The sequence below is a fragment of the Chryseobacterium sp. YR221 genome, assembly GCF_900176315.1.
GTDB lineage: Bacteria > Bacteroidota > Bacteroidia > Flavobacteriales > Weeksellaceae > Chryseobacterium > Chryseobacterium rhizosphaerae.
In genome coordinates, this window is the sequence record NZ_FWXM01000001.1 from 81,924 (window position 1) to 104,956 (window position 23,033).

The following is a 23,033-nucleotide window of genomic DNA, read 5'->3' on the forward strand; positions in this document are numbered from 1 at the left end:
AAATGGTCAGAACAAGTATCTGTTAAAATCTCAAAGCATAGCCATTTACCTGAACCATAACAAACTTATATACTATTCACATGGATGATTTCAGGATCCGTCCCATCCAGATTTCTTTTTGATCTCCCAAACAGCCCGATCTCCAGATCGTTGGGTGTATCATTCTCAAGTTCTGAAGGGTGTACGTAGGTATACATTCCATAGCCGTGTCCTGAAACAAGCCAACCCTCGGTTTCAGTAAGATAAATGGTATTGAAATCTCCTGCGGGTGTGCCTCCAAATACAGGTCCGTATTCTTTCATCAGCTTTATCGCTTCATCCTTTACATTACCTACATTGGCAATGTCATCAAAGATGATATAGGTACCATTTTTGAAAAGAACCCAGTCCTTAAATTGGGGGTTAATAGCAAGGGTTACATGCTCAATAATACTAAAGTTGTCCATGGTTTGTTTTAAAAATTGATTAGTTATAGATTACAAATGGTATAGGTAATTTTTGTTATAAAATACTTTTAATCCGTAAATGCTGGAGCAGCATAATCGTTTTAGCATCATTGATTTCTCCTGAGTCTACCATTTGGAGAGCTTTTTCAAATGGTAATTCCAATACTTCAATGTTTTCTCCCTCTTCTTCAAGACCTCCGCCATCAGCAATTTTCATTTCATTAGAATATTCAGCAATGAAGAAATAAAGAATTTCTGTTACAGAACCGGGAGACATATAAGCTTGAAATATCTTTTCAACTTTAGAAATTTTATATCCTGTTTCCTCTTCCGTCTCCCTTTTGATACAGTCTTCGGGATTGTCATTATCCAACAGACCGGCACAGGCTTCAATAAGCATTCCTGTTGAATTTCCGTTGATATAGGTAGGTAAACGAAATTGTCTTGTCAGAATAACAGTATGAGAAGATGTATTGTAAAGCAGAATGACGGCTCCATTTCCTCGGTCGTAAGCTTCTCTGCTCTGGGTTTCTATAGTTCCATCTTTTTTTAAAATGGTATAAGTCACTTTATTTAAAGTGTACCAGTTATCTGATAGGATTTCTGTTTTTAGAATAGTAATATTAGGATTTTGCATCGGGTATATCTTCTATGTTATAATAAATTTTAAGGCCTTTTTCTTTGGCAATTCTCACATCTTCATCAGCTCCTTTAGAAATTCCATGTATCCGGAGTACCGCATCACATTTTTCTAAAATACGGTGAGCCGCCGGATATTGTATTTCCTGCCATGCTTCATCGCCCATCTGAGTAGAGCCCGCAAGATTGATTAATGGTAATGCGATCCATTCTCCAATGATGGGGATATGTCCTTTTCTGAAAATAGGGAGTGCTGCAGCTTCAAGGTTATGAAGATTCTGCTGAATCAATTCCGGATCATCATTTGTCCCGCTACGGTAGGGACCTGCAATAAGTATAAGCATATTTTTTTGCATAAAATAACGGAACTTACAAGGTAAAAAAAATAATGTAGATTAAGAGGGGGTATTTTTCTGTTTATTTATTTTCATGGTACTTAAAAACTCTGGAGTAACACCCAAATATGAGGCAATTTGTTTTTGAGTAACCCGCTGGGCTGCCAAGGGATATTTTTGGAGAAAGCTGTCATATCGTTCCTCTGCTGAAAGGGAAAGGTTTTCAATAACACGCAGCTGCTCTCTTATATAGGCATTTTGCATCATAATTCTGAAGAATCTTTCAAACTTTGGGATTTTAAGGTACAACTCATCGAGACTGTCTTTTTGTAATTGCAAAATGATACTGTCTTCCAGGGCTTCAATGTTCAGCATGGCAGGTTGCTGGTTGATGAAACAGAACATATCGGTAATCCACCAATCAGAAACAGCAAACATAATGGTAGATTCTTTTCCTGCAGCATCCAGGTAGAATGCTCTAAGAATACCTGACTGAACAAAACTGATTTCTTTGCAGACTTGTTGCTGTTTTAAAATCAGTTCTTTTTTCTGAACCTTTTTCTCTTTTAATAAGGATATAAAATAGGAAATTTCCTGACCACTGAGTGAAATATGCCTGGATATATTTTTTAGAATTAAAAGGTCTTCCATGTAGAACGAGTAAAAATTTTTATTCCGTTATTTTATTTTTAATAAGTCTGTCAGGGCTTCTTTCAGATCCGGAAACTTAAACTGAAAACCTGTATTCTGGATTTTTTGTGATGAGGCCCTTGATCCTTCCAGTATAGCTGTAGCGAGTTCTCCAAATAAAAGTTTTAAGACAAAAGCAGGAACATTAGGCATCAGTAAGGGCTTTTTGAGCACTTCAGCAATCTCTTTGGTCAGCTCACTATTGGTGATATGCTGAGGGGAAACGGCATTATAAGCGCCGTGAAGAGAGGGTTGTCTTAAAGCAAATTCATACATTGAACAGATATCTTCAATATGAATCCATGGCATGTACTGCCTTCCGCTTCCTAAAGGAGATCCTATACCGTATTGAATGGGAGGAACCATTTTTTTTAATGCTCCGTCTTTTTCAGAAAGTACAACAGCGGTGCGGATTTTCACCACTCTTTCTGCAAGGTTATGTTCCTTGAAATGGTCGGCTGCTCTTTCCCATAAAACAACCACTTCACTTAAAAAATCATTTCCCGGCTTATCCTCTTCGGTATAAATTTTTTCAGTGGTTTGAGTTCCATAGAAATTAATACCTGAAGCTGAAATAAAGGATTTAAGTTTAATCTCTTTCTTTTTTAAAGCATTCTGTAATAATGCCGCAGAATCCACTCTACTGGAAATCAATTCTTTTTTTCTTTCATCTGTCCAGCGTTTTTCTGAAATATTAGCACCCGCCAAATGAATGATATGGGAAACATTTTCCAATGAAGACTCATCTATTGTCTTCTTTCTGACATCCCATTCATATTCATGATCATGTTTCTTTTTTCGGGTAAGGAACCTTAGACTATATTCATTTTCTAATTTTTTTGCCAGTTCCCGGGCAATCATACCGCTGGCGCCTGTAATCAGAACAATTTCTTTCATATGCATATCGTTTTGGTGGTGAAGGAAGGATTATATCTGGTTTTTTACGATCAGTATAAAATCATCTTCCAAAAGCTTGTATCCGTAATCATAAATAAACTTGTATTCAGACCCGTTTTTATAAACTTTTATATTGGTAAAATAATCGAAATCAAAACCTAAGCCATCGAGTTTGGATTTTGGAGCTTTTGTTTTACCATCGGTATTTATTTCTACCAGGATACGATAATTCTTACGAAGCTTGTTGTTTACATTTCGCATCAGATTAGTAGAATCTTTATTCTGTTTATTATTATAGGCGTTCCGGCAGGCATCATTACAGAACTTTTTGTCAGACCTTCCGATGATCTTTTCGCCACATTCCAGGCAGTTCATGCTATTTATTTTGTGTGTTTTGTACGTCTTTTCTTTAACAATCTTATAAACCTGCTGTGGGAAGGATAGCTTCTGTTTCGTGTTATATTATTGAAGAATAATGCCACAATCAGCAGGATAATACACCCCGATAAAACAGGAGAGATAACGTACCAGTATCCTAATTCAGGTATTTTTCCGGTAGAGCTTACAGCAATAAGGGCCGTTGCACCGCCAGGTGGGTGCAGTGTTTTGGTGTACTGCATGATGACAATGGAAAAAGCTACGGCCAGCGGGGCAGAGAGCCAGATGATATCCGGAACAATTTTATACACTGTAACTCCCACAAGAGCTGATAAAACATGTCCGCCTATCAGATTTCTGGGTTGAGCCAAAGGACTCTGAATAGCTCCATAAATAAGAACACTGGAGGCCCCAAAGGAACCGATCAGGAATATATTCTCAGTCTCTGCCAAAGAATGAGACTGGATGAATGCAATAAGTCCAATCCCAAAAAATGCACCCAAAAATGACCAGAAATGCTCTTTGTAATCAACCAGCGTTTCTTTATATATGACATACTTTGAGACTCTAAACGTTCTTTTTATGGTCTTCTTCATTTAGTCTTCTTTATTGTTTATAATTTGAATTAAATTTTCTACAAAAGCCTGGGTATAAAACCCATCTTTATCATAATCGGGATCTAAAATGGTGATCTCTATTCCAAAACATTCAGGATGATGAATCAATGGAATCAACATTTCTTGCAGATCATCATAGCTAATGCCATCTTCCATTCTGCTGTCTACTGCCGGCATGATCTCGTCTTTCAAAACATCCACATCAAAATGAATAAAGAAACCATCCAACTTTTTTCCAGCTGTCATTTTCAAAAAATCCTCAGCCGTTTTTCTGAATCCGTTTTTCCAGAGATGGTCAAGATCATAATAATGAATGTTGGAACTGATGACCTGGCTGACATATTCCTCATCATCTGTCTCTGCATTGCCGCTACAAAAGATATTTTCTTCAAGGAAATAAGGCTTAAGCCCATCAATATTGGTTAGCTTTTCATGCCCAATTCCGGAAACTATGGCAAGATCCATTCCCGCAACACCTCCGGTTTCTGATAATTGTGGAGGGATAAAATCGGTATGACCATCAAGATAAAAAAGCCCGAAGTTTCCCAGTTTTTTCAATGCAACAGCATTTCCAATCAGAATACTGCAATCTCCACCAAGAATGATATTGAACGTGCTTTTATCATAATTCTTCAGCATAAGGTCAGCCTGCTTTTTAGCATATTCAATAATAGCATCTGCATTTTTAACCCCTGATTCTTTATCGAAATCCATGGCATATTCCGGAGCTTCCAGTCTGAAAATATGTTGAGGACCAATTCTTTTATGAAAATCAAATTTTCTGAGCCAATCCGGAAGTTTTCTGACTCCGGGCTCAGTCTCGTGCTCCTTTTTTGTAAGTCCTAAGTTGAGAGGAAACTCAAAAATATTGATATCCCTTTTCATAATGAATTTTGACAAAGGTACGGAATTATCCGTTTGTAAATGGATAGTAGTGAGAAAGGTAATCGTTTTCTTGAAGGAAACTGATTTAATCTTTTTCTAATTTTAACCTTGAACTGCCAGTACTTTATATTAGATTTTAATGGAAATGACTAAATTCACGTATTATTGAATTATATGCAATCATAAAGTAATATGTCAAATTAAATCAAAATAAAATTACCATGAAAAAACAACTTATTAAACCAGAATTTACTGAGAAGATGTTTGAAATGTTAGGAGGGATGTGGATTACCGGCTGCATAAAGACAGCCGCAGAACTGAATATTGCAGACCATCTGGAAGCTGGTCCTCAAACAGTCTCTTCGTTGGCAAAAAAAACAGGTTCACAGGAAAAACCACTGTATCGGATTATGAGAGCTCTGAGTAGTGTTGGGATTTTTGAAGAGTTGGGAAATAAAACCTTTAGGCTGAATGATTTTGGTGCCACTCTGTTAACGGGAGTTCCGGGGACTGTAAAAGATTTTGTAATGGCCAATTTGAGCGAGCATTTTCCCGGTTTTATGAAACTCACTTATTGTGCCCAAACCGGAAAGGTTCCTTTTGAACATGTTCATGGTATGAATCTCTGGGAGTATTATAAAGAATATCCGGAATTAGGAGCCAATTTTGGAAGAGGAATGACCGGGCTTTCCAATATGGAGCTCTCAGGAATTATCAAGACCTATGATTTTAGCCTATACAAAACGATTGTAGATGTAGGAGGGGGAAACGGGATAATGATGTATGCAATCTTAAATGCCACTTCAGGGAGTTCCGGGATTATTTTTGATGAAGAGCATGTAATCGCAGATACAATTAGACTCATGCCCGAAAATATGAAAGAAAGGTGTTCTGTAGCTACTGGAAATTTCTTTGATAAAGTTCCGGCAGGTGCTGATCTATATACAATGAAGTGGATTATCCATGACTGGAATGATGATGAATGCATACAGATTTTAAAAAACTGTTGCGAAGCTATGCCTAAAGGAGCAAGACTCTTAATTATAGATGCTGTCATTCCCGATGATTCTCAAAATAAACCACATCCAGCCAAACTTCTTGATATTGTAATGATGGCTTGTATTACCGGTAGGGAAAGAACATTGAGTGAATTTAAAGTACTCATTGAAAAAGCAGGATTGCAATGTAATCAGCTTATTTCAATCGGGACAGAAGCAAAAAGTATTATTGAATGTGAAAAAGTATAGTTTATTCGACAACAAACGACTACAAGCGAATTTAAATAGTTTATAACCGACTGGCTTGTGGTGACATTACAATCTTTGCAACAGAGATTTGAGAAAGCAGTGAACGTCTCTTATCTAATTATTAATCTTTAAAAATATAAAGTTATGTCACTAAGAAACAAAGTAACACTCATTGGTTACACAGGTAAAGAAGTTGAAATGGTAAACTTCGACAATGGAAACGTAAAAGCCAGCGTATCTTTAGCTACCAGCGATCATTACACCAATGCTAAAGGCGAAAAGGTAGAAGAAACACAATGGCACAATCTGATTGCATTTGGGAAAGTAGCAGAAATTATGGAAAAATATGTTCCCAAAGGAAAAGAAATAGCTATTGAAGGAAAGCTTATGTACAGATCATATGACGACAAAGACGGTGTAAAGAGGTACATTACAGAAATTCGTGTAGATGAGATCCTTTTGTTAGGCGGTAAATAATTCTAAAAACACAAATGATGAAAGTAAAAGTTTTTAAAATTAGATTGCCTGAAGAATTTCTCTACAAAGATCAGAAAATGCTTGATGATTTTCTGGAAGTGAATGAAATTATAAAAGTGGAAACGGCTTTTGTAAATGATGAATGTTATTGGTCTGTTATATTGTATTTTGAAGCTTTGAAATTGACGAAAAATACAGTGAAAGAACCAAAAGTAGTGAAATACTCTGCAGAAAACGATTTTTTGAATACCGATGAAGAACAAATTCTCAATGCTCTGAAACTTTGGAGATCTGAGAAAGCCAGAGAACAGAATCTGCCCACTTACTTTATAGCAAGTAACAAAGAATTAATTTCTGTAGCCAAGTATAAACCCGCTAAAAAAGAGGAACTGCTGGAGATTAAAGGATTCGGGAAACATAAAATTGAAAATTATGGCGAAGAAATTCTGGAAATCCTTGAAAGTGTCTGATTTTTTGGAATAAATGATCAAATAACAACAAAAGCCGGGGAAGGTTACTTCTTCGGCTTTTTTATGCTGGGTAAAGTCCTAGTAATTCCTTATTTTTGCATCTATCAAAATGACATACTAGAAATGAAGCCAAGTTTAGCAAAAGGAACAAGAGATTTTACAGCACAGGAAGTTTCCAGAAGAAAATATATCATCAGTATTTTACAGAATAATTTTGAATTATTCGGGTTTCAGCCATTGGAAACACCAAGTTTTGAAAATCTTTCTACTTTAACAGGAAAGTACGGAGAAGAAGGAGACCGCTTGATTTTTAAAATTTTAAATTCTGGAGACTATTTAAATGATTATCATAACAGTAGAATAAAAGAATATAATAAATACTTTCAGGAGTATGTAAAAGATGTATTAGATCAAATATTTTCTCAAAACAAAACTATAGATTATAGTTTAATTTCTTTGGTAAAAGAACAAATAGATTTATCAGAGAATTTTATCAGCTCAGTAAATCCTTTAGATAAGGCTAAATTTAAATATTACATCGTAGATTTTTTTGAAAATCAAATTACTGAAGGAGAATTTTTTGATAGATATGAAAATGATGCTTTAGATTTAATTGTTGAAATTATTAATTTCTGTAATAAAAGTACAATATATGAATTACCAAAGAAGCAAGCTTCTTTAATAAGTTATATCTCAGAAAAAGCCCTTCGCTATGACCTTACCGTACCTTTTGCAAGATTTGTAGCCATGAATCATGGGAAGCTGACGTTTCCATTCAAGCGTTCCCAGATCCAGCCGGTTTGGAGAGCGGACAGGCCTCAGAAAGGAAGATTCAGAGAATTTTACCAGTGTGATGCAGATGTCGTAGGAAGTGAAAGTTTATTGCAGGAGGTGGAACTGGTTCAGCTGTATTTAAAATCCTTTGCTGATCTTGGAGTTCCTGTAACCATTCACATGAACAATAGAAAGATTCTTTCGGGATTAGCTGAATATGCGGGGATTACCGACAAGCTGATTGACTTCACTGTAGCATTGGATAAACTAGATAAAATCGGTAAAGACGGAGTGGTTAAAGAATTACTGGAAAGAGAAATTTCTCAGGATTCTATTGATAAACTGGACTTCTTGTTTAGTCAGTCTGATGATGCTCTGGAAAACCTTCTTCAGCTTAAGGAGAAATTTGTAGACAATGAAATAGGGTTGAAAGGAGTGGAAGAGTTGGAATATGTTCTTACCCAATCTTTGAACCTTGGTGTTAATATGCAGAACCTTGTGTTTAATATTACATTGGCAAGAGGATTAGACTATTACACCGGAGCTATCTTCGAAGTGAAAGCGGATGAAGTGGCTATGGGATCTATTGGAGGAGGAGGTAGATATGACAACCTTACAGAAGTTTTCGGAGTTAAAAATATTCCGGGAATAGGGATTTCATTTGGGTTGGATAGAATCTATCTGGTAATGGAAGAACTGAATCTTTTCCCTGAAGAAGCTTCTTCTAAAATAGAATATTTATTTGCCAATTTTGGTGGTGAAGAAGTAACAGAAGCTCTAAAACTAATTATACAGCTAAGAGCAAAAGGAATTTCAGCTGAGCTGTATCCTGAAAATGCAAAAATAAACAAGCAGTTTACTTATGCTGAAAAGAAAGGGATTAAAAATCTTGTTTTCCTGGGAGAAGAAGAGATTAAAAATAATACTGTTACTTTCAAAAACCTTGAAGCAGGGGAACAGAAAACGGTTTCTCTGGAAGAGTTTTTAGGATAAAAAGAAATATCTAATACTATATAAAACAGCTCAAGGCCAAACCTTGAGCTGTTTTTTTATCATAGAAAGAATTTTAAATATTTTTAGACTAAAAAATTAAATGAGAATTTGTAATTTGGGTCGATATAACAAAAACAGAGTGGATATCGTTCTCTGTTTTAATGAAAACTTTTAAACCTAAAAACCAAATGAGTATGATTTGCGCATCATGCGGAACACCACTGACGTCTACAGATATGCTTGTAGGAAAAAACAAACTCGCAGACGGAGGCTATTTGTGTACAGGATGCTTTAATAAAGCGGTCAGTATCAACCCTAATCTTATCAATACTTTAGATCAGTTTTATTTTGCAGAAATTACAGGAATGTTTCTTAAACATAAAATTGAGGAAAGCCAACATCCCGGAACATCTCAATATTTGGGAGAGAATACTTATGAATACGATGCCCCTACCAGGTTGGATCAGATTAAAGATCAGATAGTGGCTCTTAATGCCAGGCTAAGTGTTTTGGCCAATGAAGAAGTGAATGCATTGGATACTGTGTTGGATCAGGATGAAAAACTTTTAGCGATTGCAGAGTGTATATACCTTCAAAATAAGCGTGAAGGAATCGTTTTTGCAACGCCAAGAAGAGTTGTTTTTATTGATAAAAAGATTTTGGGTGGAGTGGTTAGGAATGAATTTCCTCTTCATGAGATTATTTCTATTGAACATAATGAAAGCCTTCTGTATTCTATTCTGAAAATCAATATTAAAGGGGCCTCCGCAGAATTTAAATTACACAACAAAACTGACGGAAGGGGATTTTGTAATGTAGCGAACGGAAATATTCAGTATCCTGAAAGGTCTCAGAATCAGCAATCAGAACGCATACAGGCATTCCATCAGAGTATCCCAAATCTGGCTGAGGAAAATGTATTCAATACAGGTAAGGAATCTTCTGAAGCTATTTTCGAGCAATTGGAAAAATTAGGAAGGCTTAAAGAAAATGGAATTTTAACAGAAGAAGAATTTGCAGAGCAAAAGAAAAAACTGCTTGATAAATTATAAAAGAAGAAGAAATGAGCAATAATTGTGCATTGTGTAATACAGAATTAACATCCATGGATACGCTTTTGGGAGCTAATAAACTCTCGGATGGCAATGTTTTATGCAATAAATGTTTAAACAACGCAAGCAATATCAATGATGAATTGCTTTACAAACTTAATACGTTTAGCATTGATGATATTAATGCAATGCTGAATACTGCGAAAACAGAAACGGTTCAGACATTGGCAGTGACAGGACAGAATATTCCTGCAGCTATAGATTCCGGGTCCCGTCAAATCTCAAAAGAGGTGTATAAACGAAGATATCAGAAAATAAAGCATGAGCTGGAAATACTGAATGCTAATCTTTCTGTATTCACCAAAGGAGAAATAAAAGAACTTCCTTATTTGATTGCTGAAGATGAAAAAATAATCGCGATTACAGATGCTCAGTTTGTCAATACATTGGCAGCCGGCATATTGGTAGCAACCCCCATGAGATTGATTTCTGTATCAAAAGCAATGTTCGGAGCAGCAAAAATCAATGATTATCCTAACGAAACCATTAAAGCTATAAGTTTTGTAACAGATCCAAGATCACCCATTATTAAATTACATCTTGATGAAAGAGTAGTAGAGTTTGAATGTTTTATGGATAAGGATGATGCCGAGCAATTCTACGACAAGATAAAAGCTATTTATAATAATCCTAAGGAACAGTCTCCGAAACAAATTGATACTGTAAGTAAAGGGGTTTCAGTTTCCTCAGAAGAAGTATTTAATAAACTTGAGAAATTAGGAAAACTGAGGGAAAACGGAATCTTAACCGATGCAGAATTTGCAGAACAGAAAAAGAAACTGCTGGAGCAATTAAAATAAAACTTTTAACATTGGATCATGAAGGATAAAGTATCAGTAGAAATAGTGGAAAACTGGCTTAAAGGATGGTGTTTATCAAGAGAAGTATCTTTTCCTGTACCCTATAAATCAGGATTCAAAGTGATTGTAGGTGATGAAAAACAAAAAGAACGTTTTGTATTTCCTAAACTTAATGATGATTTCTTCCAACTTGCCCATTTAATTGATGAGCCATGGATTTACCTGAAAGTATCCAGTTCTCCTGGTGAATTTATAGAGAAAATCCCTGAAAGATGGAAACTACAGCCACAGGGATATATGATGACTTGTTTTCACCCTATGAATTTCCCGGAAATTAGCCTTGCTAAAGGATACTACTTAGAGTTTTCTGAGTACAATACGACTTTTGTTGTCAGCATTGTAGCAGAAAATGGCGAGCAGGCTTCTATAGGCCGTGTCTCTCTTATAGATGATATTGCGGTTTATGACAGGATTATTACCGAAAAAAATCACCAAAGGAAAGGACTCGCTACTTTTTTACTGAAAGAACTTGAAAAGATAGCTTTATCAAAAGGATTTTCAAATAATCTTTTAGTGGCTACAGAAGAAGGAAAACTCTTGTATGAAACCTTAGGCTGGAAGATGTACTGCCTGCATACTTCCGTTGTGATCCCCGCAGAAGACTAACATTTTTACTGAATTAAATTTTTTATGACTAAGAAATAGTAATTTAGATCCATAAACTAATAATATGAGTGAAAAATCAAGACTTGACGAAATAAGAGATGAGCTTAAAAAGCTGGATATCAGCCCTACGATATTTGCCCGAAAAGAAATTCATGAATTGCCGGATATCCTTTTGGCAGACGAAAAAATTGTCTATCTCGTTGAAGGCAGAAACAAATTAAACAATCACCATATTATTTTAGTAGCCACAGACAGAAGGTTGATTTTTGTGGATAAGGAATTCATGTACGGATTGAAAGTAGAAGACTTTTCTTACAGCAAAATAAGTTCCATACAGTATGAAACAGCATTCTTACTGGCTTCCATAGATATTCAGATTACAGATGATATCGTAGAGATTGATGGAGTAGGCAATTACCATGCTGAGCTGTTTTGTGAAAAAGTAAGAGATTTCATGGCTCGTCCTAAGGAATATCTCCAAAACAAAACTGAACCGACTATTTTAGATCAATTGGAACAGTTAGGAAAATTAAAAGAAGGCGGTGTATTGACTGAAGAAGAATTTAATGAGCAAAAGAAAAAATTGCTTGAAAAATAGTAGACCGGGTTTACTACGTAAAGAAAAACAATCATGGAAAATTACTTAGAAATTAATAAAAACTCATGGAATGCCAAGATAGAACCGCATTTGAAGTCGGATTTTTATTTTGTAGATGAATTTTTAAATGGCAGAAGCTCACTCAATTCAATAGAGCTGGAGCTTCTTGGAGATATACAAGGAAAGAGTATTTTGCACTTGCAGTGTCATTTTGGACAGGATTCTATTTCGCTTTCAAGAATGGGCGCAAAAGTGACAGGAATCGATTTATCAGATAAAGCAATTGAAGCCGGAAGAGACTTAGCTAAGAGATGCGAAACCGATACGGAATTTATCTGCTCAGATGTGTACCATTTACCGGAGGTTTTGGATCAGAAATTTGATATCGTTTATACAAGTTATGGTACTATAGGATGGCTTCCTGATCTGGAAAAATGGGCTGGGGTAATCAGTCATTTTCTGAAGCCCGGCGGTCAGTTTATTATGGCAGAGTTTCATCCTGTGGTTTGGATGTTTGATGATGACTTTACAAAAGTAGCCTACAATTATTTCAATGAAAAACCAATTGTAGAAACGTATGAAGGTACTTATGCTGATCAGTCAGCACCTATCGTACAGGAATATGTCATGTGGAATCATTCTCTGGCAGAAGTTCTTGATAATTTGATTAAAAAAGATATAGAACTGAAGATATTTCAGGAATTTGACTGGTCACCATATCCATGTTTCAGGCATGTAGAAGAATTTGAAAAAGGAAAATGGAGAATTCCTCAATTTGGAAACAAAATACCGTTGGTATACGCATTTACCGGAAATAAAAAATAAGCGGTTTCATTGGTAAACTGAAAGATCCGGTAAGGTTTTAAAGTTGAAAAATTATGAATATATAGACTGTGAAATCAAAAAAGCCACCGTAATGATTACGATGGCTTTTTCTATATATGAATGTTAAAAAACTACTTTCTATTTTCTTAGCTTAAAGAATCTTCAGCTTTTGTTTTGGCTTCATCAACTTTATTCTGAACCTGAGAAGCAACATCATTGGCTTTACTTTTAAGGTCATTTCCCCATTTGTTAAGATTATCTTTTGCTGTATTGATTTTATCTTTTACAGCTTGTTGATCTTCAGGAGTTGAATTTTTATATTTCCAATAAGCTAAAGCTCCTAATCCTAATAACGCTAATATGCCTTTTGTTTTGTTTCCCATGATTTCTATTTTTAAAGTATTAATATTAAAATTTGTTATTAATAAGTATGTAAAATACGTGCCAAAAAAATAAATACAATGATAAAAAAATGTTAAAATTAAGAGAAGGTTTCAAAATGTTCCCCATCGAAACTTGCAAAAACCATTGTAGGATAGGAATCCTGATGATAGATATTGCCATTTTTATCTATGGCAATAGCTCCCGCAAACCCATCAATTGTTTTAAGCTCGTCAAAGGTTTTTTGAAAGGCTGTTTCAAGGCTCATACCGTCAGTAACCCTTGTTACAATTTTTGTGGCAGTAGCATTACTTACAATATCTTCTCCCACTCCTGTACAGCTTACTGCACAGAATGAATTGGCATAATTTCCGGCCACAGTGGCAGAATCTGAAATTCTTCCCGGAATCTCAAAACCTTTTCCGCCAGTGGAAGTAGCAACGGCTAATTTTCCGTCCTTATCGATGGCTACGCAGCCTACCGTTCCTTTTCCACCATTACTGAGTTTGGCTTCATATTCTTTCCTTCTTTGTGGGATTTCTGTAGAAAAGTCTTCAAAACCATGTTCAGTAGCATAGATTTTTGCCCCTTTTCCTCCCAATACACGGTCATCTTCTCCAATCAGATCTTTGGCAACCAATATGGGATTTTTTACATCCTGAAGGTTGATTACACCACTTAGTCTCTGAGTATCTCCGTTCATAATGGCTGCACTCATACGAATAACACCATCACTCTGAATCTGTGATCCAATTCCCGCATTGTATAAAGGATCATCCTCCAGAAGAGAAACTGCATATGCTACTGTATCAAAAGCCGAATGAGTCTGAAGGTATTCAAATGCTTTTTGAGTTATTTCTTTTAAAGATTCCTGTTTTGCGGTCTTTACTTCATGGCTTTGATCGCTTTCAGAGAAAAAACCACCGTGGATAATGAGCTTCATAAATAAAGTTTAGTTTTTTTAATTATTATTTGTCCAGAAAAGATTAATAAGGTACTGTAGTTCTTTTAAAATTAACCTTTAAATCCTGACAAAGCTTTGAAATATTTTCTACATTATGTTTTTCTACAATCATGACTTGCAGCTCATCAGAATAGCTGTCTGCCAGCTCAATAATTTCCAGTGGAGGATTTTCCTGATCAAGCCTGGGCTGCAGCCATGCAAAATAATCTGATACATATTTTACTCCCATTGGAAAATCTCCGATTATATTGTTAAGACTTTCATCAATGAGCTCGTGTACTTCATCTATTTTGTCACCACGGATCAGAAAAGAAAACAGTTCGTTAGTAACTGAAAACTCAAAAGCACCATCTTCATCACTTTCAATTACCCATTCCGCTTCATTGTCTGCTATATACTGAGCCGGGTTTGTATAGGAAAAAGAACAGTTTGAAATGATTTCCTGTTTATTGGCAACATCATAACCCTCCAAAAGGAGATCTATAAATTTTTCAATTTTTTCTTCTACCATTTAGTTTTATTTTTTAACTAAAATAGGAATTACTTTTGAATAATTTTTTTAGATTATTTATCCTGTGGGATCGGGTTAAACTGAGAATTTTCAATAGTCAGTGCTTTTGTGGTAAGATCATAATGGTCGTTCATAGACATTACATGTACCGTTAAATTATCAATAGAAATAGGTTCTCCAAGGTTGATATTCGTAAGATTGGTGTCTTTGATGAATCTGCCATCGACTAAAATGACAAGACCGGAGCCTACAGCAGTCATTACATCATTATGGATGAAAAGTCCTGTATCTTCACCTAATCCAATTCCTAATGTTCTAGGGTTATTAACCACAGCCTGGAAAAGACGGCCGATTCTGCCACGCTGTACAAAATGGGTATCAATAATGACATTGTCAATAAGACCTAATCCTTGTGTTGTTTTAATCTCTCCCTTTAACAGAGCTTCAGAACTACTTCCCTGATAGATCATATTTTCAGAAGCAGCGGCTGCCCCGGCAGAAGTTCCGGAATAAATAAAATCCTGTTCCTGATATTTTAATAAAATAGTATCGTGAAATCTTGTTCCTCCAAGAATAGAAGTAAGTCTCAATTGATCTCCACCGGTAAACATCATTACATCTGCAGCATTGGCTCTTGCCACCATAGCATCAGAATTCGCTTCTTCTCGGTTATGGATATCCAGAATATTGACGTTTTTGGCACCTAGAAATTCGAATGCTTTTTTATATTCTGTTCCTACGATCTGAGGGATTTGAGAAGCGGTTGTTACCACTTCAATAACAGAATCTTCCTTCAGTTTTGATTCATTAATAATCTTTCTTAAAATTCCTCGCTCAAAAAAATTAAGGTTCTTCTCGATGTTCTGATCATAATCGGTTTCTGCAAAACTACCTTTGTTTACAGCTCCTCCGATAACTATTAATTTTCCAACAGGTTTCGTCATGGTACAAAATTAAAAAATAATTAACATTATTTGGCGAAATTCGTGCCATCTTTAGTTGATTTTTAATGTTTTAGAAATGTTAATGAAAATTAATTTTTTTTTAATAAATCTTTAAATCTGCTATAGTTTCGTTTAGGGTTTTACATTATCTTTGGCTATAAAAGGAGTTATTGTTAACTGTTAAAATGCCAATAGACTATGAAAATCGAAAAGATTCAGGCACTGCGTGGTCCTAATATCTGGAGTATCAGAAGGAAGAAACTGATACAGATGAGATTAGACCTTGAAGAAATGGAGAATTATCCGACCAATAAAATAGATGGATTCAGGGAAAGGATTGAAAAATTAATCCCATCGTTGATGACTCACAGATGCTCAGAAGGAGTGGAAGGAGGTTTTTTCCATAGGGTGGAAACGGGAACCTGGATGGGGCATGTCATAGAGCATATTGCTTTGGAGATCCAAACGCTGGCCGGGATGGATGTTGGCTTCGGAAGGACCCGTGAAACCAAAACTCCGGGAGTATATAATGTGGTTTTCAACTATATTGAGGAGAATGCAGGAATTTATGCAGCTGAAGAAGCAGTAAAAATTGCTTTGGCCTTAATAGAAGGGAAAGAATATGATATGAATGCCTGTATTCATAAACTGAAAGAGATCAGAGAGCGTGTTCGCCTAGGTCCTTCGACCGGAAGTATTGTTGAAGAAGCAGCTTCCCGAAAAATTCCGTGGATCAGACTGGGAACCAATTCTTTGGTTCAGTTGGGCTATGGAGTAAATCAACAGAGATTCCAGGCGACTATTACAGGAAAAACAAGTTCTATTGCTGTAGATATCGCATGTAATAAAGAGCTTACCAAGAGAATGCTTCATGATGCTGCTATTCCTGTTCCTATCGGAGATCTTGTGGTGGATGAAGAGGATTTAAATATAGTGATCAAAAAAATTGGATATCCTATTGTTTTGAAACCGCTGGATGGAAATCACGGAAAAGGATCATCAATTAACGTAAACGATTGGGAATCTGCTAAAATAGGGCTGGAGCATGCTCAGAAATACTCCAAAAAAGTAATTGTTGAAAAATATATTACAGGCTATGATTTCAGGGTGCTGGTTATTGATAATAAAATGGTTGCAGCCGCAAGAAGAGTTCCTGCTCATGTGGTGGGAGATGGTGAGCTGAATATTCATGAGCTTATTGAAAAAGAAAATAAAGATCCAAGAAGAGGATATGGCCATGAAAATGTCCTTACTGAAATAGAAGTAGATAAAGATACTTTGGAATTGCTTGAAAAGCTTCAGTATACTCTTGAAACTATACCTCAAAGAGGAGAAGTGGTATATCTGAAATCAACGGCAAATCTTTCAACGGGAGGAACTTCAATAGACGTTACCGATATGGTGCATCCGGAAAATATCACAATGGCTGAAAGGATTTCTAAAATCATAGGCTTAGATGTCTGTGGTATTGATATTATGGCGGAGAATCTTACCCAGCCTTTAAAGGAGAGTGGTGGTGCAATTATAGAAGTAAATGCAGCTCCCGGGTTCAGAATGCATTTGGCGCCAAGTGAGGGATTGCCAAGGAATGTAGCTGCTCCTGTAGTGGATATGCTTTATCCTCAGGGGAAGCCTTTTACAATTCCGATTATTGCTGTAACGGGAACCAATGGAAAGACAACAACAACCAGACTTATTTCACATATTGTTAAAAGCAATGGCCATAGGGTAGGTTTCACTACTTCGGACGGTATTTATATTCAGAATACCATGCTTTCGAAAGGAGATACTACAGGGCCGCTTTCTGCAGAATTTATTTTGAAAGATCCTACCGTAGAATTTGCTGTTCTTGAAACTGCCAGAGGTGGTATCCTGCGTTCCGGGCTAGGTTTTTCACAATGTGATATAGGAGTGTTAACCAATATCGAGGAAGACCACTTAGGAATGAATGATGTTCATAATTTAAGAGATCTTACCAAAGTAAAAAGAGTCGTTCTGGACAGTGTGAAAAAAAGTGGCTGGAGCGTCCTTAATGCTGATAACGAATATTCCATGAAGATTGTCAATGATCTGGACTGTAATGTGGCTATTTTCAGTATGAATGAGAACAATCCTCATATCGTTAAGTTTGCGAAGGAGGGAAGAATTACCTGTGTATATGAAGAAGGTTTTGTAACGATCAAAAAAGGCGACTGGAAGATCAGAATTGGAAAAGCGAAAGACTTTCCTATTACGATGGAAGGAAAAGCCAGATTCATGATTGAAAATGTATTGGCTGCCAGTTTGGCGAGTTATCTTCACGGTTTTGGAATTGAAGATATTTCAAATTCTTTAAGAACATTTATTCCGAGTGCACAGCTTACTCCGGGACGATTGAATGTTTTTAAATTCAAAAACTTTAAAGTCCTGATTGACTTTGCCCATAACCCTTCAGGCTATGAAGCTATTGAGGATTATCTGAAAAATGTTGAATCTACCAAGAAAATAGGAATTATTTCCGGGGTTGGAGACAGACGGGACAGTGATATTAGGGAATGTGGAAAGATTGCCGGAAGAATGTTCGATTATATTATTATCCGTAATGAAAAACACCTTCGTGGAAGAACGGAAGAGGAGATTAACGGACTTATTATAGACGGGATTAATGAAGCCGGTAAAGACGTAAGTTATGAGATTATTCCTAAGGAAATTGAAGCATTGAAACACGCCATGGGAATGGCTGAGGAAGGGACGTTTATTACGGCCTTAAGCGATGTAATTTCTAACGCTATTGATCTTGTACAGGAATACCAGGCAAGAGAGTTGCTGGAAGATAATAATAGCTTTTAAATAGAATTTTGTTTTTAAATAAACTTAATAGCTATTCAAAATAAAAAAAGCCTTCGAATTTTTTTCGAAGGCTTTTTGTTTATAGATTTTCCCAGGTTTTCCTGATCTGTTGCATTTTTACAAGATAGAAATACAAAGGAATAAGTTCCAGTCTAAGTGTAAAACTAATATTTGGTATGGTAAACGGAATAATAAACATCATGATGGAACAAATAGCAATACCTGCAATTGCATCAATGATGGCAGCCTGTGGCGCCCATTTCTGCTCAAACCAAAGTCCGTAAGCAACAATGCCTTTATAGATTAATAATAAGCAAATCAAAAGTCCGGTCATTGAATAAGGATGGTTGGCGTTAATCCCATATAAAGACAGGGTCGCATGGTTCATAAAAAAGCCCGCCAGCAATATAATGGCAGCGACTACGCCTCCTATTAAAAAGAACCATAAAAAGATTTTAATCCATACAGGTAATAAACTTCTTCTGGATATAAAAGTGTTCTTTGTGTCAAACTCTTCAAAAGTTGATCTTTCCTCCATTGTATATTAGTTTTTAAATATCTGTTAATTGGGGTTTAGCCCATAATTTTCCCGCCAAATATACAACAAACGGATCTGTGATTTTAAATTTTCACCAATGCTATTTCCGAAAAACCTTTTAGTAGTGTACATTTCAATGTAATTTTTCTTTCTGTTTTCAACTCCAGAAATGACCTATCCTGCACTAAGGGTACATTAAATATTCAACAAGAGCTTAGCCTGCTGAAGCATTTTCATTTTATCATTAGAAAATTGCATAAAGTATGTCGTCTGCCAAGCCTGAGTTTTTTTTGCCTGTTGACTTTCTGTAACATCCCAAGCAGGATATACCCTGATTCCCCGTTTGCCGAGTTTTTTTCCTTCAGACAAAATTCCTTTTTCTGACAGGATCTTTTTTGGAAAAATAAATATTCCGGAAAAAGAGTCTTTAAAGCCAGCAATCAGATAAAAATCAAAATTGTCATTCAGCTCAAAAGGAGTGGTTTCTCCCTTTTCATTTCTTTTCCAGAGGGTTACAAACTGCCCTGTTTTGGTAGGTGTTATTTTGGAAACACGAAATTTTATTTTCAAATGATTGGCCATAAAATTAAAGCCCGAATATTCTTTGCATTCCGGATCTTCTTCAATCGCTGAACAGACCAAGCCAAGGGACTGTAGCATCAGCTCTTCAAAGGTTTTTATATTCATTGAGTGGTTCTAAGTTGGAGTACTGAAGTTGATGAAAAATAAGGATGAGTCCTACCCAAAAAAAGCATTGGAACTCCCAATCCAAATAGCATCTTTTTTATTGAAGTCTACATTCACCATTGCTGCTTTGGTCATTCTCCCCAGATTTTCCAGAAGAATAGGGCGTTCATCATTTTCTCTCCAAATATACAGTAACCGGATCTCTGCTTTTGAAAACTCACCGTTGATATCTTCAAAAATAGGTTCATAGCTTACTTTTCTCTGCAGAATATAGTTTTCTTTATCCTCAATAGCCTCGGTAATCTCTTTCGTGGGATTCAGATTCACCCCACTTCCTGCAAATGAAAATAAAGGCTTCAATACAAAATCTTCAAGATTTTCATGTTGAGGAAACTCATGTAAAAAATAGCTTTTAGGAACAAACTGATGTTGTAGCAGTGGAAGAAGGTACTTTGATATTTTAAAGAACCAGTTGGGATGTGTGATCCATTTTACATCCACTTCTTCACGGAAATCAAATTCTGTATTAAGATTAGGAATTCTGTCCAGTTCATCAAAAATAACACGATTGTAGATCCTTTTAATTTCTGTCAGTTTTCCATTATTTTCATAATACAGCTTTTTGCCTACTTTCTTTACTTTTGTAAGGCAAACAGTTTTTATTCCCAGTAATTTCTCTGTCAGAGCAAAATCTATGGCCGTTTTTTGCTTTTCGGGAAAAATTTCCAATAGGATTACATTTTCAGGGTTTTCATTACCTACGATCAGTTCCTTCAGGAGACTTTTAAAGGTTTCGTGAGGCATTGGGTTTCTGATCTCCGAAAGAAAAGGGTAGACTTCACAAAATGCATCCTCAAAAGTTTTCTGAAAAGCATAAAGTGAAGGAAATGCCTGCAGCTCAATAAGCTGAGGTTCTATTCCTCCATTTTCACTTCTGCAGACTCCAAAATCTATAGTGAAAAAATGAGGTCTGTTGGTATCATTAGGAACTCTGCAGTTTTCAGGAATAGCTTTCCTCAGAGTTTCCTCAGGAATAGTATTGATCTGACTGATGATGCTTTCACTGGCATTAATAAGCTGGGTTTCAAATTCTTTGGAAAGAATAATTGGGCTTTCTGAAATCCTGAAACCCGGCTCTACACCGCCTTTTTCTTTTAAAATATCTTTGAGCTTCCGGTATTTTTCTTCTGAAAATTCCTGATTAAACTGTTTTCTGTATTTTGGGATCATATTTTTTCTTTTGTGATGTTAAAAAATCGAGCATGTATGCCCGATTTATGTATGGTTTAACGACTCATGTGAGGTCACATTCATGTTGTTTATTCTTTTAAGCCAAAGATTCAGTCTTATTCAAAATATTTTTTTTAGCAAACTGAAGAAACCTTGGAAGGATCTGGTTTCTGGTTAAGATGATTTTGTCTTCATCATCTATTCTATCCATTGTTTCAAGATATTTTTCCATTCCGAAGTTTTCGATCATGGCTTCTCTGTTTTTATCATCTTTCAGATTTTCTATCAAAGCTTCAGGACTGGCTTCAGGGTGAAACTGGGTTCCGAATATTTCATCTGAAAAGCGAACAGCCATTATAGCTCTTTCTAAATTGATATGGGGACGTGACTTTTCTATAGCAACGATTTTCATACCCAATTTTTCAAAACGTTCATGATCCGGTTCAATAAACTGGTAGGCTCTGGAGTCTACTGCATAAAAAGGATCCTGAAGATTTTTGAATAAAAACTCCTCTTTACCTTCTTTTGTTTTATGAACAGGCATGACTCCGAAAGAATAGGATTTTCTTTTACAGATATTGCCCAGGTTCCAATGAATACTTGCCAGCTGAAATGAATGACAGATCAGGAACAGGTATTTTTTATCCTCGTTATCCTGATTATGCTCAAAAACAGCGTTTAAAAATTGAGCAAACCTGTTTTCCCATTCAAGACCTTCTCTGTGTGGGTTACCGGGACCGCCTGAAGAAATGAAGATGTCAAAATCTCCAATTTCCGGCATTTCATCTTTAAACCTTACATCAAATGTCTTTATGACTACATTTTCTTCAGAATTCTGTTGGAACGTTTCAGAAATTTCTTTTATATTTCTAAAGCCTTGATTGACATGGTTGTTATTCATATCCAGCAGAGCAATTCGAATATCTTTCATTACATCATATTTTTTGTAAAGTTACCAAAAATATTATGAAGCAGGCTGACCGTGTGTGATGCCATATTCTGTTTCTGAGATCATATAATCTACCACTTTCGTCAGATCGCCTGTTTCCTTGAATATTTGAAGTTGTCTGTCTGCACCGGTTCCGTTTTCCAGAATAGTCCAGGCATATTCAACTTCATTTCTGCATCCTAAATCATCTACGACATCATCAATAAACTCTAAAAGTTCTTTTAAAAGATGAGGATACGGAACAGACTCTTCTTTTCCAAAATCGATCAGATGTGCTTCAATACCGCTCTTGGAAGCCCTCCATTTATTTTCATTCAAAAGCAGCCTTCTATAACTTCTGAAACTTAGATTCAGCTGATGGAGTTTGTAAATCTTAGCAACCAGACACTGCATAATGGCAGCAAGGCAGACTGTTTCGTCAATCCTTAACGGCATGTCACAGATTCTGAATTCTATGGTCGGGTAGAATGGGTGAACTCTTAAGTCCCACCATATTTTCTTAGCATTGTCGATGGTTCCGGTTTTAATCAGAAGATCTACATAGCTGTCGAACTCGGCCAAAGAATTAAAATAACTGGGAATACCCGTTCTTGGAAATTTGACAAAAATTTCCTGTCTGTAAGATTTAAAACCTGTATTTCGTCCAATCCAAAATGGAGAGTTGGTAGAAAGAGCATACACATGGGGAAGGAAGTACCGCATGACATTCTGTATTCTTACTCCCTCTTCACGGTTGGGAATTCCAATATGTACATGCAGACCGAAAATAAGGTTTTCACGCGCAACATCTCCCATGTCATCAACAATTTTGATGTACCTCTCGCCCTGAGTGATTGTATTTTCTGACCAATGGGAGAAAGGATGTGTCCCTCCTCCGGATACCCGCAATCCCTGTTCATGAGCGGTATTAATAAGATGTCTTCTTAGATTTGTCAGTTCGGCCCTTGCTTCCTGGATATTCTGACAAATTCCCGTTTCCATTTCAATCATAGACTCGTGCATTTCGTGCTTTAAGTTTTCACTTAAAACCGCTTTGCCCCCTTCAATGATTTTTGAAACGTGCGAAATAAGATCCCTGCTTTCAACATCAATGATCTGATATTCTTCTTCGATTCCAATAGTAAATTGATGCATTTTATTGTGTTTTTTTA

27 protein-coding genes are annotated in these 23,033 nt (G+C 36.1%); 10 read left to right on the plus strand and 17 right to left on the minus strand.

Features of this window, described 5'->3' with window-relative positions; translation table 11 throughout:
- Positions 1-65 precede the first annotated feature (65 nt).
- From B8967_RS00345 to B8967_RS00380, 8 genes are read right to left on the minus strand one after another with little or no spacing between them, the layout of a single operon-like run.
- Entirely contained in the window at positions 66-446 is a 381-nt protein-coding gene (locus tag B8967_RS00345; RefSeq protein ID WP_084083819.1) for a hypothetical protein, read from the minus strand.
- A 55-nt stretch (positions 447-501) separates the two neighbouring features.
- A complete protein-coding gene (nudK, locus tag B8967_RS00350) occupies positions 502-1,083 on the minus strand; it encodes a GDP-mannose pyrophosphatase NudK (RefSeq protein WP_084083821.1) in 582 nt (193 codons plus the stop codon).
- A complete protein-coding gene (locus tag B8967_RS00355) occupies positions 1,070-1,429 on the minus strand; it encodes a hypothetical protein (RefSeq protein ID WP_047491253.1) in 360 nt (119 codons plus the stop codon). Before B8967_RS00355 ends, nudK begins: the two co-directional genes overlap by 14 nt.
- A 51-nt stretch (positions 1,430-1,480) precedes the next feature.
- Complete coding sequence (locus B8967_RS00360; RefSeq protein WP_084083823.1) at positions 1,481-2,071, minus strand: Crp/Fnr family transcriptional regulator; 591 nt, start codon at positions 2,069-2,071, stop codon at positions 1,481-1,483.
- A 27-nt stretch (positions 2,072-2,098) separates the two neighbouring features.
- Positions 2,099-3,007: a TIGR01777 family oxidoreductase gene (locus tag B8967_RS00365; RefSeq protein WP_084083825.1), complete on the minus strand. Its 909-nt coding sequence runs from the start codon at positions 3,005-3,007 to the stop codon at positions 2,099-2,101.
- 30 nt (positions 3,008-3,037) lie between these two features.
- On the minus strand, positions 3,038-3,382 hold the full coding sequence (locus B8967_RS00370) for a hypothetical protein (protein ID WP_047491081.1): 345 nt from the start codon (positions 3,380-3,382) through the stop codon (positions 3,038-3,040).
- A gap of 5 nt (positions 3,383-3,387) precedes the next feature.
- Entirely contained in the window at positions 3,388-3,981 is a 594-nt protein-coding gene (locus tag B8967_RS00375; protein ID WP_084083827.1) for an HPP family protein, read from the minus strand.
- Complete coding sequence (locus tag B8967_RS00380; protein ID WP_084083829.1) at positions 3,982-4,887, minus strand: arginase family protein; 906 nt, start codon at positions 4,885-4,887, stop codon at positions 3,982-3,984.
- A 221-nt stretch (positions 4,888-5,108) separates the two neighbouring features.
- On the opposite strand from B8967_RS00380, the gene B8967_RS00385 reads away from it, so the two are divergent.
- The 9 genes from B8967_RS00385 (at position 5,109) to B8967_RS00425 (ending at position 12,849) form a co-directional block, all read left to right on the plus strand.
- Positions 5,109-6,134 (plus strand): methyltransferase, encoded by a 1,026-nt coding sequence (locus tag B8967_RS00385; RefSeq protein WP_084083830.1) that lies wholly within the window; start codon positions 5,109-5,111, stop codon positions 6,132-6,134.
- Between the two features lie 144 nt (positions 6,135-6,278).
- Positions 6,279-6,611: a single-stranded DNA-binding protein gene (locus B8967_RS00390; protein ID WP_047491066.1), complete on the plus strand. Its 333-nt coding sequence runs from the start codon at positions 6,279-6,281 to the stop codon at positions 6,609-6,611.
- 14 nt (positions 6,612-6,625) lie between these two features.
- The gene (locus tag B8967_RS00395) at positions 6,626-7,081 is read left to right on the plus strand and encodes an HRDC domain-containing protein (RefSeq protein WP_228405957.1); all 456 of its coding nucleotides are present in this window, start codon (positions 6,626-6,628) and stop codon (positions 7,079-7,081) included.
- Positions 7,082-7,204: 123 nt separating this feature from the next.
- On the plus strand, positions 7,205-8,848 hold the full coding sequence (hisS, locus tag B8967_RS00400) for a histidine--tRNA ligase (protein WP_084083832.1): 1,644 nt from the start codon (positions 7,205-7,207) through the stop codon (positions 8,846-8,848).
- Between the two features lie 194 nt (positions 8,849-9,042).
- On the plus strand, positions 9,043-9,900 hold the full coding sequence (locus B8967_RS00405) for a PH domain-containing protein (RefSeq protein ID WP_179140012.1): 858 nt from the start codon (positions 9,043-9,045) through the stop codon (positions 9,898-9,900).
- An 11-nt stretch (positions 9,901-9,911) separates the two neighbouring features.
- The gene (locus B8967_RS00410; protein ID WP_084083835.1) at positions 9,912-10,760 is read left to right on the plus strand and encodes a PH domain-containing protein; all 849 of its coding nucleotides are present in this window, start codon (positions 9,912-9,914) and stop codon (positions 10,758-10,760) included.
- 18 nt (positions 10,761-10,778) lie between these two features.
- Complete coding sequence (locus tag B8967_RS00415; protein ID WP_084083837.1) at positions 10,779-11,426, plus strand: GNAT family N-acetyltransferase; 648 nt, start codon at positions 10,779-10,781, stop codon at positions 11,424-11,426.
- Positions 11,427-11,490: 64 nt separating this feature from the next.
- Complete coding sequence (locus B8967_RS00420) at positions 11,491-12,024, plus strand: PH domain-containing protein (RefSeq protein ID WP_084083839.1); 534 nt, start codon at positions 11,491-11,493, stop codon at positions 12,022-12,024.
- Positions 12,025-12,057: 33 nt separating this feature from the next.
- On the plus strand, positions 12,058-12,849 hold the full coding sequence (locus tag B8967_RS00425; RefSeq protein ID WP_084083841.1) for a class I SAM-dependent methyltransferase: 792 nt from the start codon (positions 12,058-12,060) through the stop codon (positions 12,847-12,849).
- Positions 12,850-12,995: 146 nt separating this feature from the next.
- Here the strand turns inward: B8967_RS00425 and B8967_RS00430 are convergent, their stop codons facing one another.
- The 4 genes from B8967_RS00430 to B8967_RS00445 form a co-directional block, all read right to left on the minus strand.
- A complete protein-coding gene (locus B8967_RS00430) occupies positions 12,996-13,232 on the minus strand; it encodes a YtxH domain-containing protein (protein WP_084083843.1) in 237 nt (78 codons plus the stop codon).
- Between the two features lie 98 nt (positions 13,233-13,330).
- Positions 13,331-14,173: an isoaspartyl peptidase/L-asparaginase gene (locus tag B8967_RS00435; protein WP_084083845.1), complete on the minus strand. Its 843-nt coding sequence runs from the start codon at positions 14,171-14,173 to the stop codon at positions 13,331-13,333.
- A gap of 43 nt (positions 14,174-14,216) precedes the next feature.
- Positions 14,217-14,705, minus strand: a complete 489-nt coding sequence (locus B8967_RS00440) for a hypothetical protein (RefSeq protein WP_084083847.1) — start codon at positions 14,703-14,705, stop codon at positions 14,217-14,219.
- A 53-nt stretch (positions 14,706-14,758) separates the two neighbouring features.
- Positions 14,759-15,649: a cyanophycinase gene (locus B8967_RS00445; protein ID WP_047491038.1), complete on the minus strand. Its 891-nt coding sequence runs from the start codon at positions 15,647-15,649 to the stop codon at positions 14,759-14,761.
- Between the two features lie 198 nt (positions 15,650-15,847).
- Here B8967_RS00445 and cphA point away from each other — a divergent pair, with 198 nt between their 5' ends.
- Positions 15,848-18,478: a cyanophycin synthetase gene (cphA, locus tag B8967_RS00450; RefSeq protein WP_047491034.1), complete on the plus strand. Its 2,631-nt coding sequence runs from the start codon at positions 15,848-15,850 to the stop codon at positions 18,476-18,478.
- A 79-nt stretch (positions 18,479-18,557) separates the two neighbouring features.
- Here cphA and B8967_RS00455 read toward each other — a convergent pair whose 3' ends face one another.
- The 5 genes from B8967_RS00455 to B8967_RS00475 all read right to left on the minus strand — a co-directional run bounded on the left by B8967_RS00455 (position 18,558) and on the right by B8967_RS00475 (position 23,016).
- On the minus strand, positions 18,558-19,016 hold the full coding sequence (locus B8967_RS00455) for a hypothetical protein (protein ID WP_084083848.1): 459 nt from the start codon (positions 19,014-19,016) through the stop codon (positions 18,558-18,560).
- A gap of 195 nt (positions 19,017-19,211) precedes the next feature.
- Complete coding sequence (locus B8967_RS00460) at positions 19,212-19,703, minus strand: MepB family protein (RefSeq protein WP_084083850.1); 492 nt, start codon at positions 19,701-19,703, stop codon at positions 19,212-19,214.
- Between the two features lie 51 nt (positions 19,704-19,754).
- Positions 19,755-20,933: a hypothetical protein gene (locus tag B8967_RS00465; RefSeq protein ID WP_084083851.1), complete on the minus strand. Its 1,179-nt coding sequence runs from the start codon at positions 20,931-20,933 to the stop codon at positions 19,755-19,757.
- 97 nt (positions 20,934-21,030) lie between these two features.
- Entirely contained in the window at positions 21,031-21,864 is an 834-nt protein-coding gene (locus tag B8967_RS00470; protein ID WP_084083853.1) for a type 1 glutamine amidotransferase, read from the minus strand.
- A 33-nt stretch (positions 21,865-21,897) separates the two neighbouring features.
- Positions 21,898-23,016 carry a carboxylate-amine ligase gene (locus B8967_RS00475; RefSeq protein WP_047491020.1) on the minus strand — a complete coding sequence of 373 codons (1,119 nt, stop codon included), beginning with the start codon at positions 23,014-23,016 and terminating at the stop codon, positions 21,898-21,900.
- Positions 23,017-23,033: the final 17 nt, after the last annotated feature.

Bases quoted from the DNA above. Each gene is read 5' to 3' on its own strand.
- B8967_RS00345 (WP_084083819.1), bottom strand. From the start codon at position 446: ATGGACAACTTTAGTATTATTGAGCATGTAACCCTTGCTATTAACCCC.
- nudK (WP_084083821.1), bottom strand. From the start codon at position 1,083: ATGCAAAATCCTAATATTACTATTCTAAAAACAGAAATCCTATCAGAT.
- B8967_RS00355 (WP_047491253.1), bottom strand. From the start codon at position 1,429: ATGCTTATACTTATTGCAGGTCCCTACCGTAGCGGGACAAATGATGAT.
- B8967_RS00360 (WP_084083823.1), bottom strand. From the start codon at position 2,071: ATGGAAGACCTTTTAATTCTAAAAAATATATCCAGGCATATTTCACTC.
- B8967_RS00365 (WP_084083825.1), bottom strand. From the start codon at position 3,007: ATGAAAGAAATTGTTCTGATTACAGGCGCCAGCGGTATGATTGCCCGG.
- B8967_RS00370 (WP_047491081.1), bottom strand. From the start codon at position 3,382: ATGAACTGCCTGGAATGTGGCGAAAAGATCATCGGAAGGTCTGACAAA.
- B8967_RS00375 (WP_084083827.1), bottom strand. From the start codon at position 3,981: ATGAAGAAGACCATAAAAAGAACGTTTAGAGTCTCAAAGTATGTCATA.
- B8967_RS00380 (WP_084083829.1), bottom strand. From the start codon at position 4,887: ATGAAAAGGGATATCAATATTTTTGAGTTTCCTCTCAACTTAGGACTT.
- B8967_RS00385 (WP_084083830.1), top strand. From the start codon at position 5,109: ATGAAAAAACAACTTATTAAACCAGAATTTACTGAGAAGATGTTTGAA.
- B8967_RS00390 (WP_047491066.1), top strand. From the start codon at position 6,279: ATGTCACTAAGAAACAAAGTAACACTCATTGGTTACACAGGTAAAGAA.
- B8967_RS00395 (WP_228405957.1), top strand. From the start codon at position 6,626: ATGATGAAAGTAAAAGTTTTTAAAATTAGATTGCCTGAAGAATTTCTC.
- hisS (WP_084083832.1), top strand. From the start codon at position 7,205: ATGAAGCCAAGTTTAGCAAAAGGAACAAGAGATTTTACAGCACAGGAA.
- B8967_RS00405 (WP_179140012.1), top strand. From the start codon at position 9,043: ATGATTTGCGCATCATGCGGAACACCACTGACGTCTACAGATATGCTT.
- B8967_RS00410 (WP_084083835.1), top strand. From the start codon at position 9,912: ATGAGCAATAATTGTGCATTGTGTAATACAGAATTAACATCCATGGAT.
- B8967_RS00415 (WP_084083837.1), top strand. From the start codon at position 10,779: ATGAAGGATAAAGTATCAGTAGAAATAGTGGAAAACTGGCTTAAAGGA.
- B8967_RS00420 (WP_084083839.1), top strand. From the start codon at position 11,491: ATGAGTGAAAAATCAAGACTTGACGAAATAAGAGATGAGCTTAAAAAG.
- B8967_RS00425 (WP_084083841.1), top strand. From the start codon at position 12,058: ATGGAAAATTACTTAGAAATTAATAAAAACTCATGGAATGCCAAGATA.
- B8967_RS00430 (WP_084083843.1), bottom strand. From the start codon at position 13,232: ATGGGAAACAAAACAAAAGGCATATTAGCGTTATTAGGATTAGGAGCT.
- B8967_RS00435 (WP_084083845.1), bottom strand. From the start codon at position 14,173: ATGAAGCTCATTATCCACGGTGGTTTTTTCTCTGAAAGCGATCAAAGC.
- B8967_RS00440 (WP_084083847.1), bottom strand. From the start codon at position 14,705: ATGGTAGAAGAAAAAATTGAAAAATTTATAGATCTCCTTTTGGAGGGT.
- B8967_RS00445 (WP_047491038.1), bottom strand. From the start codon at position 15,649: ATGACGAAACCTGTTGGAAAATTAATAGTTATCGGAGGAGCTGTAAAC.
- cphA (WP_047491034.1), top strand. From the start codon at position 15,848: ATGAAAATCGAAAAGATTCAGGCACTGCGTGGTCCTAATATCTGGAGT.
- B8967_RS00455 (WP_084083848.1), bottom strand. From the start codon at position 19,016: ATGGAGGAAAGATCAACTTTTGAAGAGTTTGACACAAAGAACACTTTT.
- B8967_RS00460 (WP_084083850.1), bottom strand. From the start codon at position 19,703: ATGAATATAAAAACCTTTGAAGAGCTGATGCTACAGTCCCTTGGCTTG.
- B8967_RS00465 (WP_084083851.1), bottom strand. From the start codon at position 20,933: ATGATCCCAAAATACAGAAAACAGTTTAATCAGGAATTTTCAGAAGAA.
- B8967_RS00470 (WP_084083853.1), bottom strand. From the start codon at position 21,864: ATGAAAGATATTCGAATTGCTCTGCTGGATATGAATAACAACCATGTC.
- B8967_RS00475 (WP_047491020.1), bottom strand. From the start codon at position 23,016: ATGCATCAATTTACTATTGGAATCGAAGAAGAATATCAGATCATTGAT.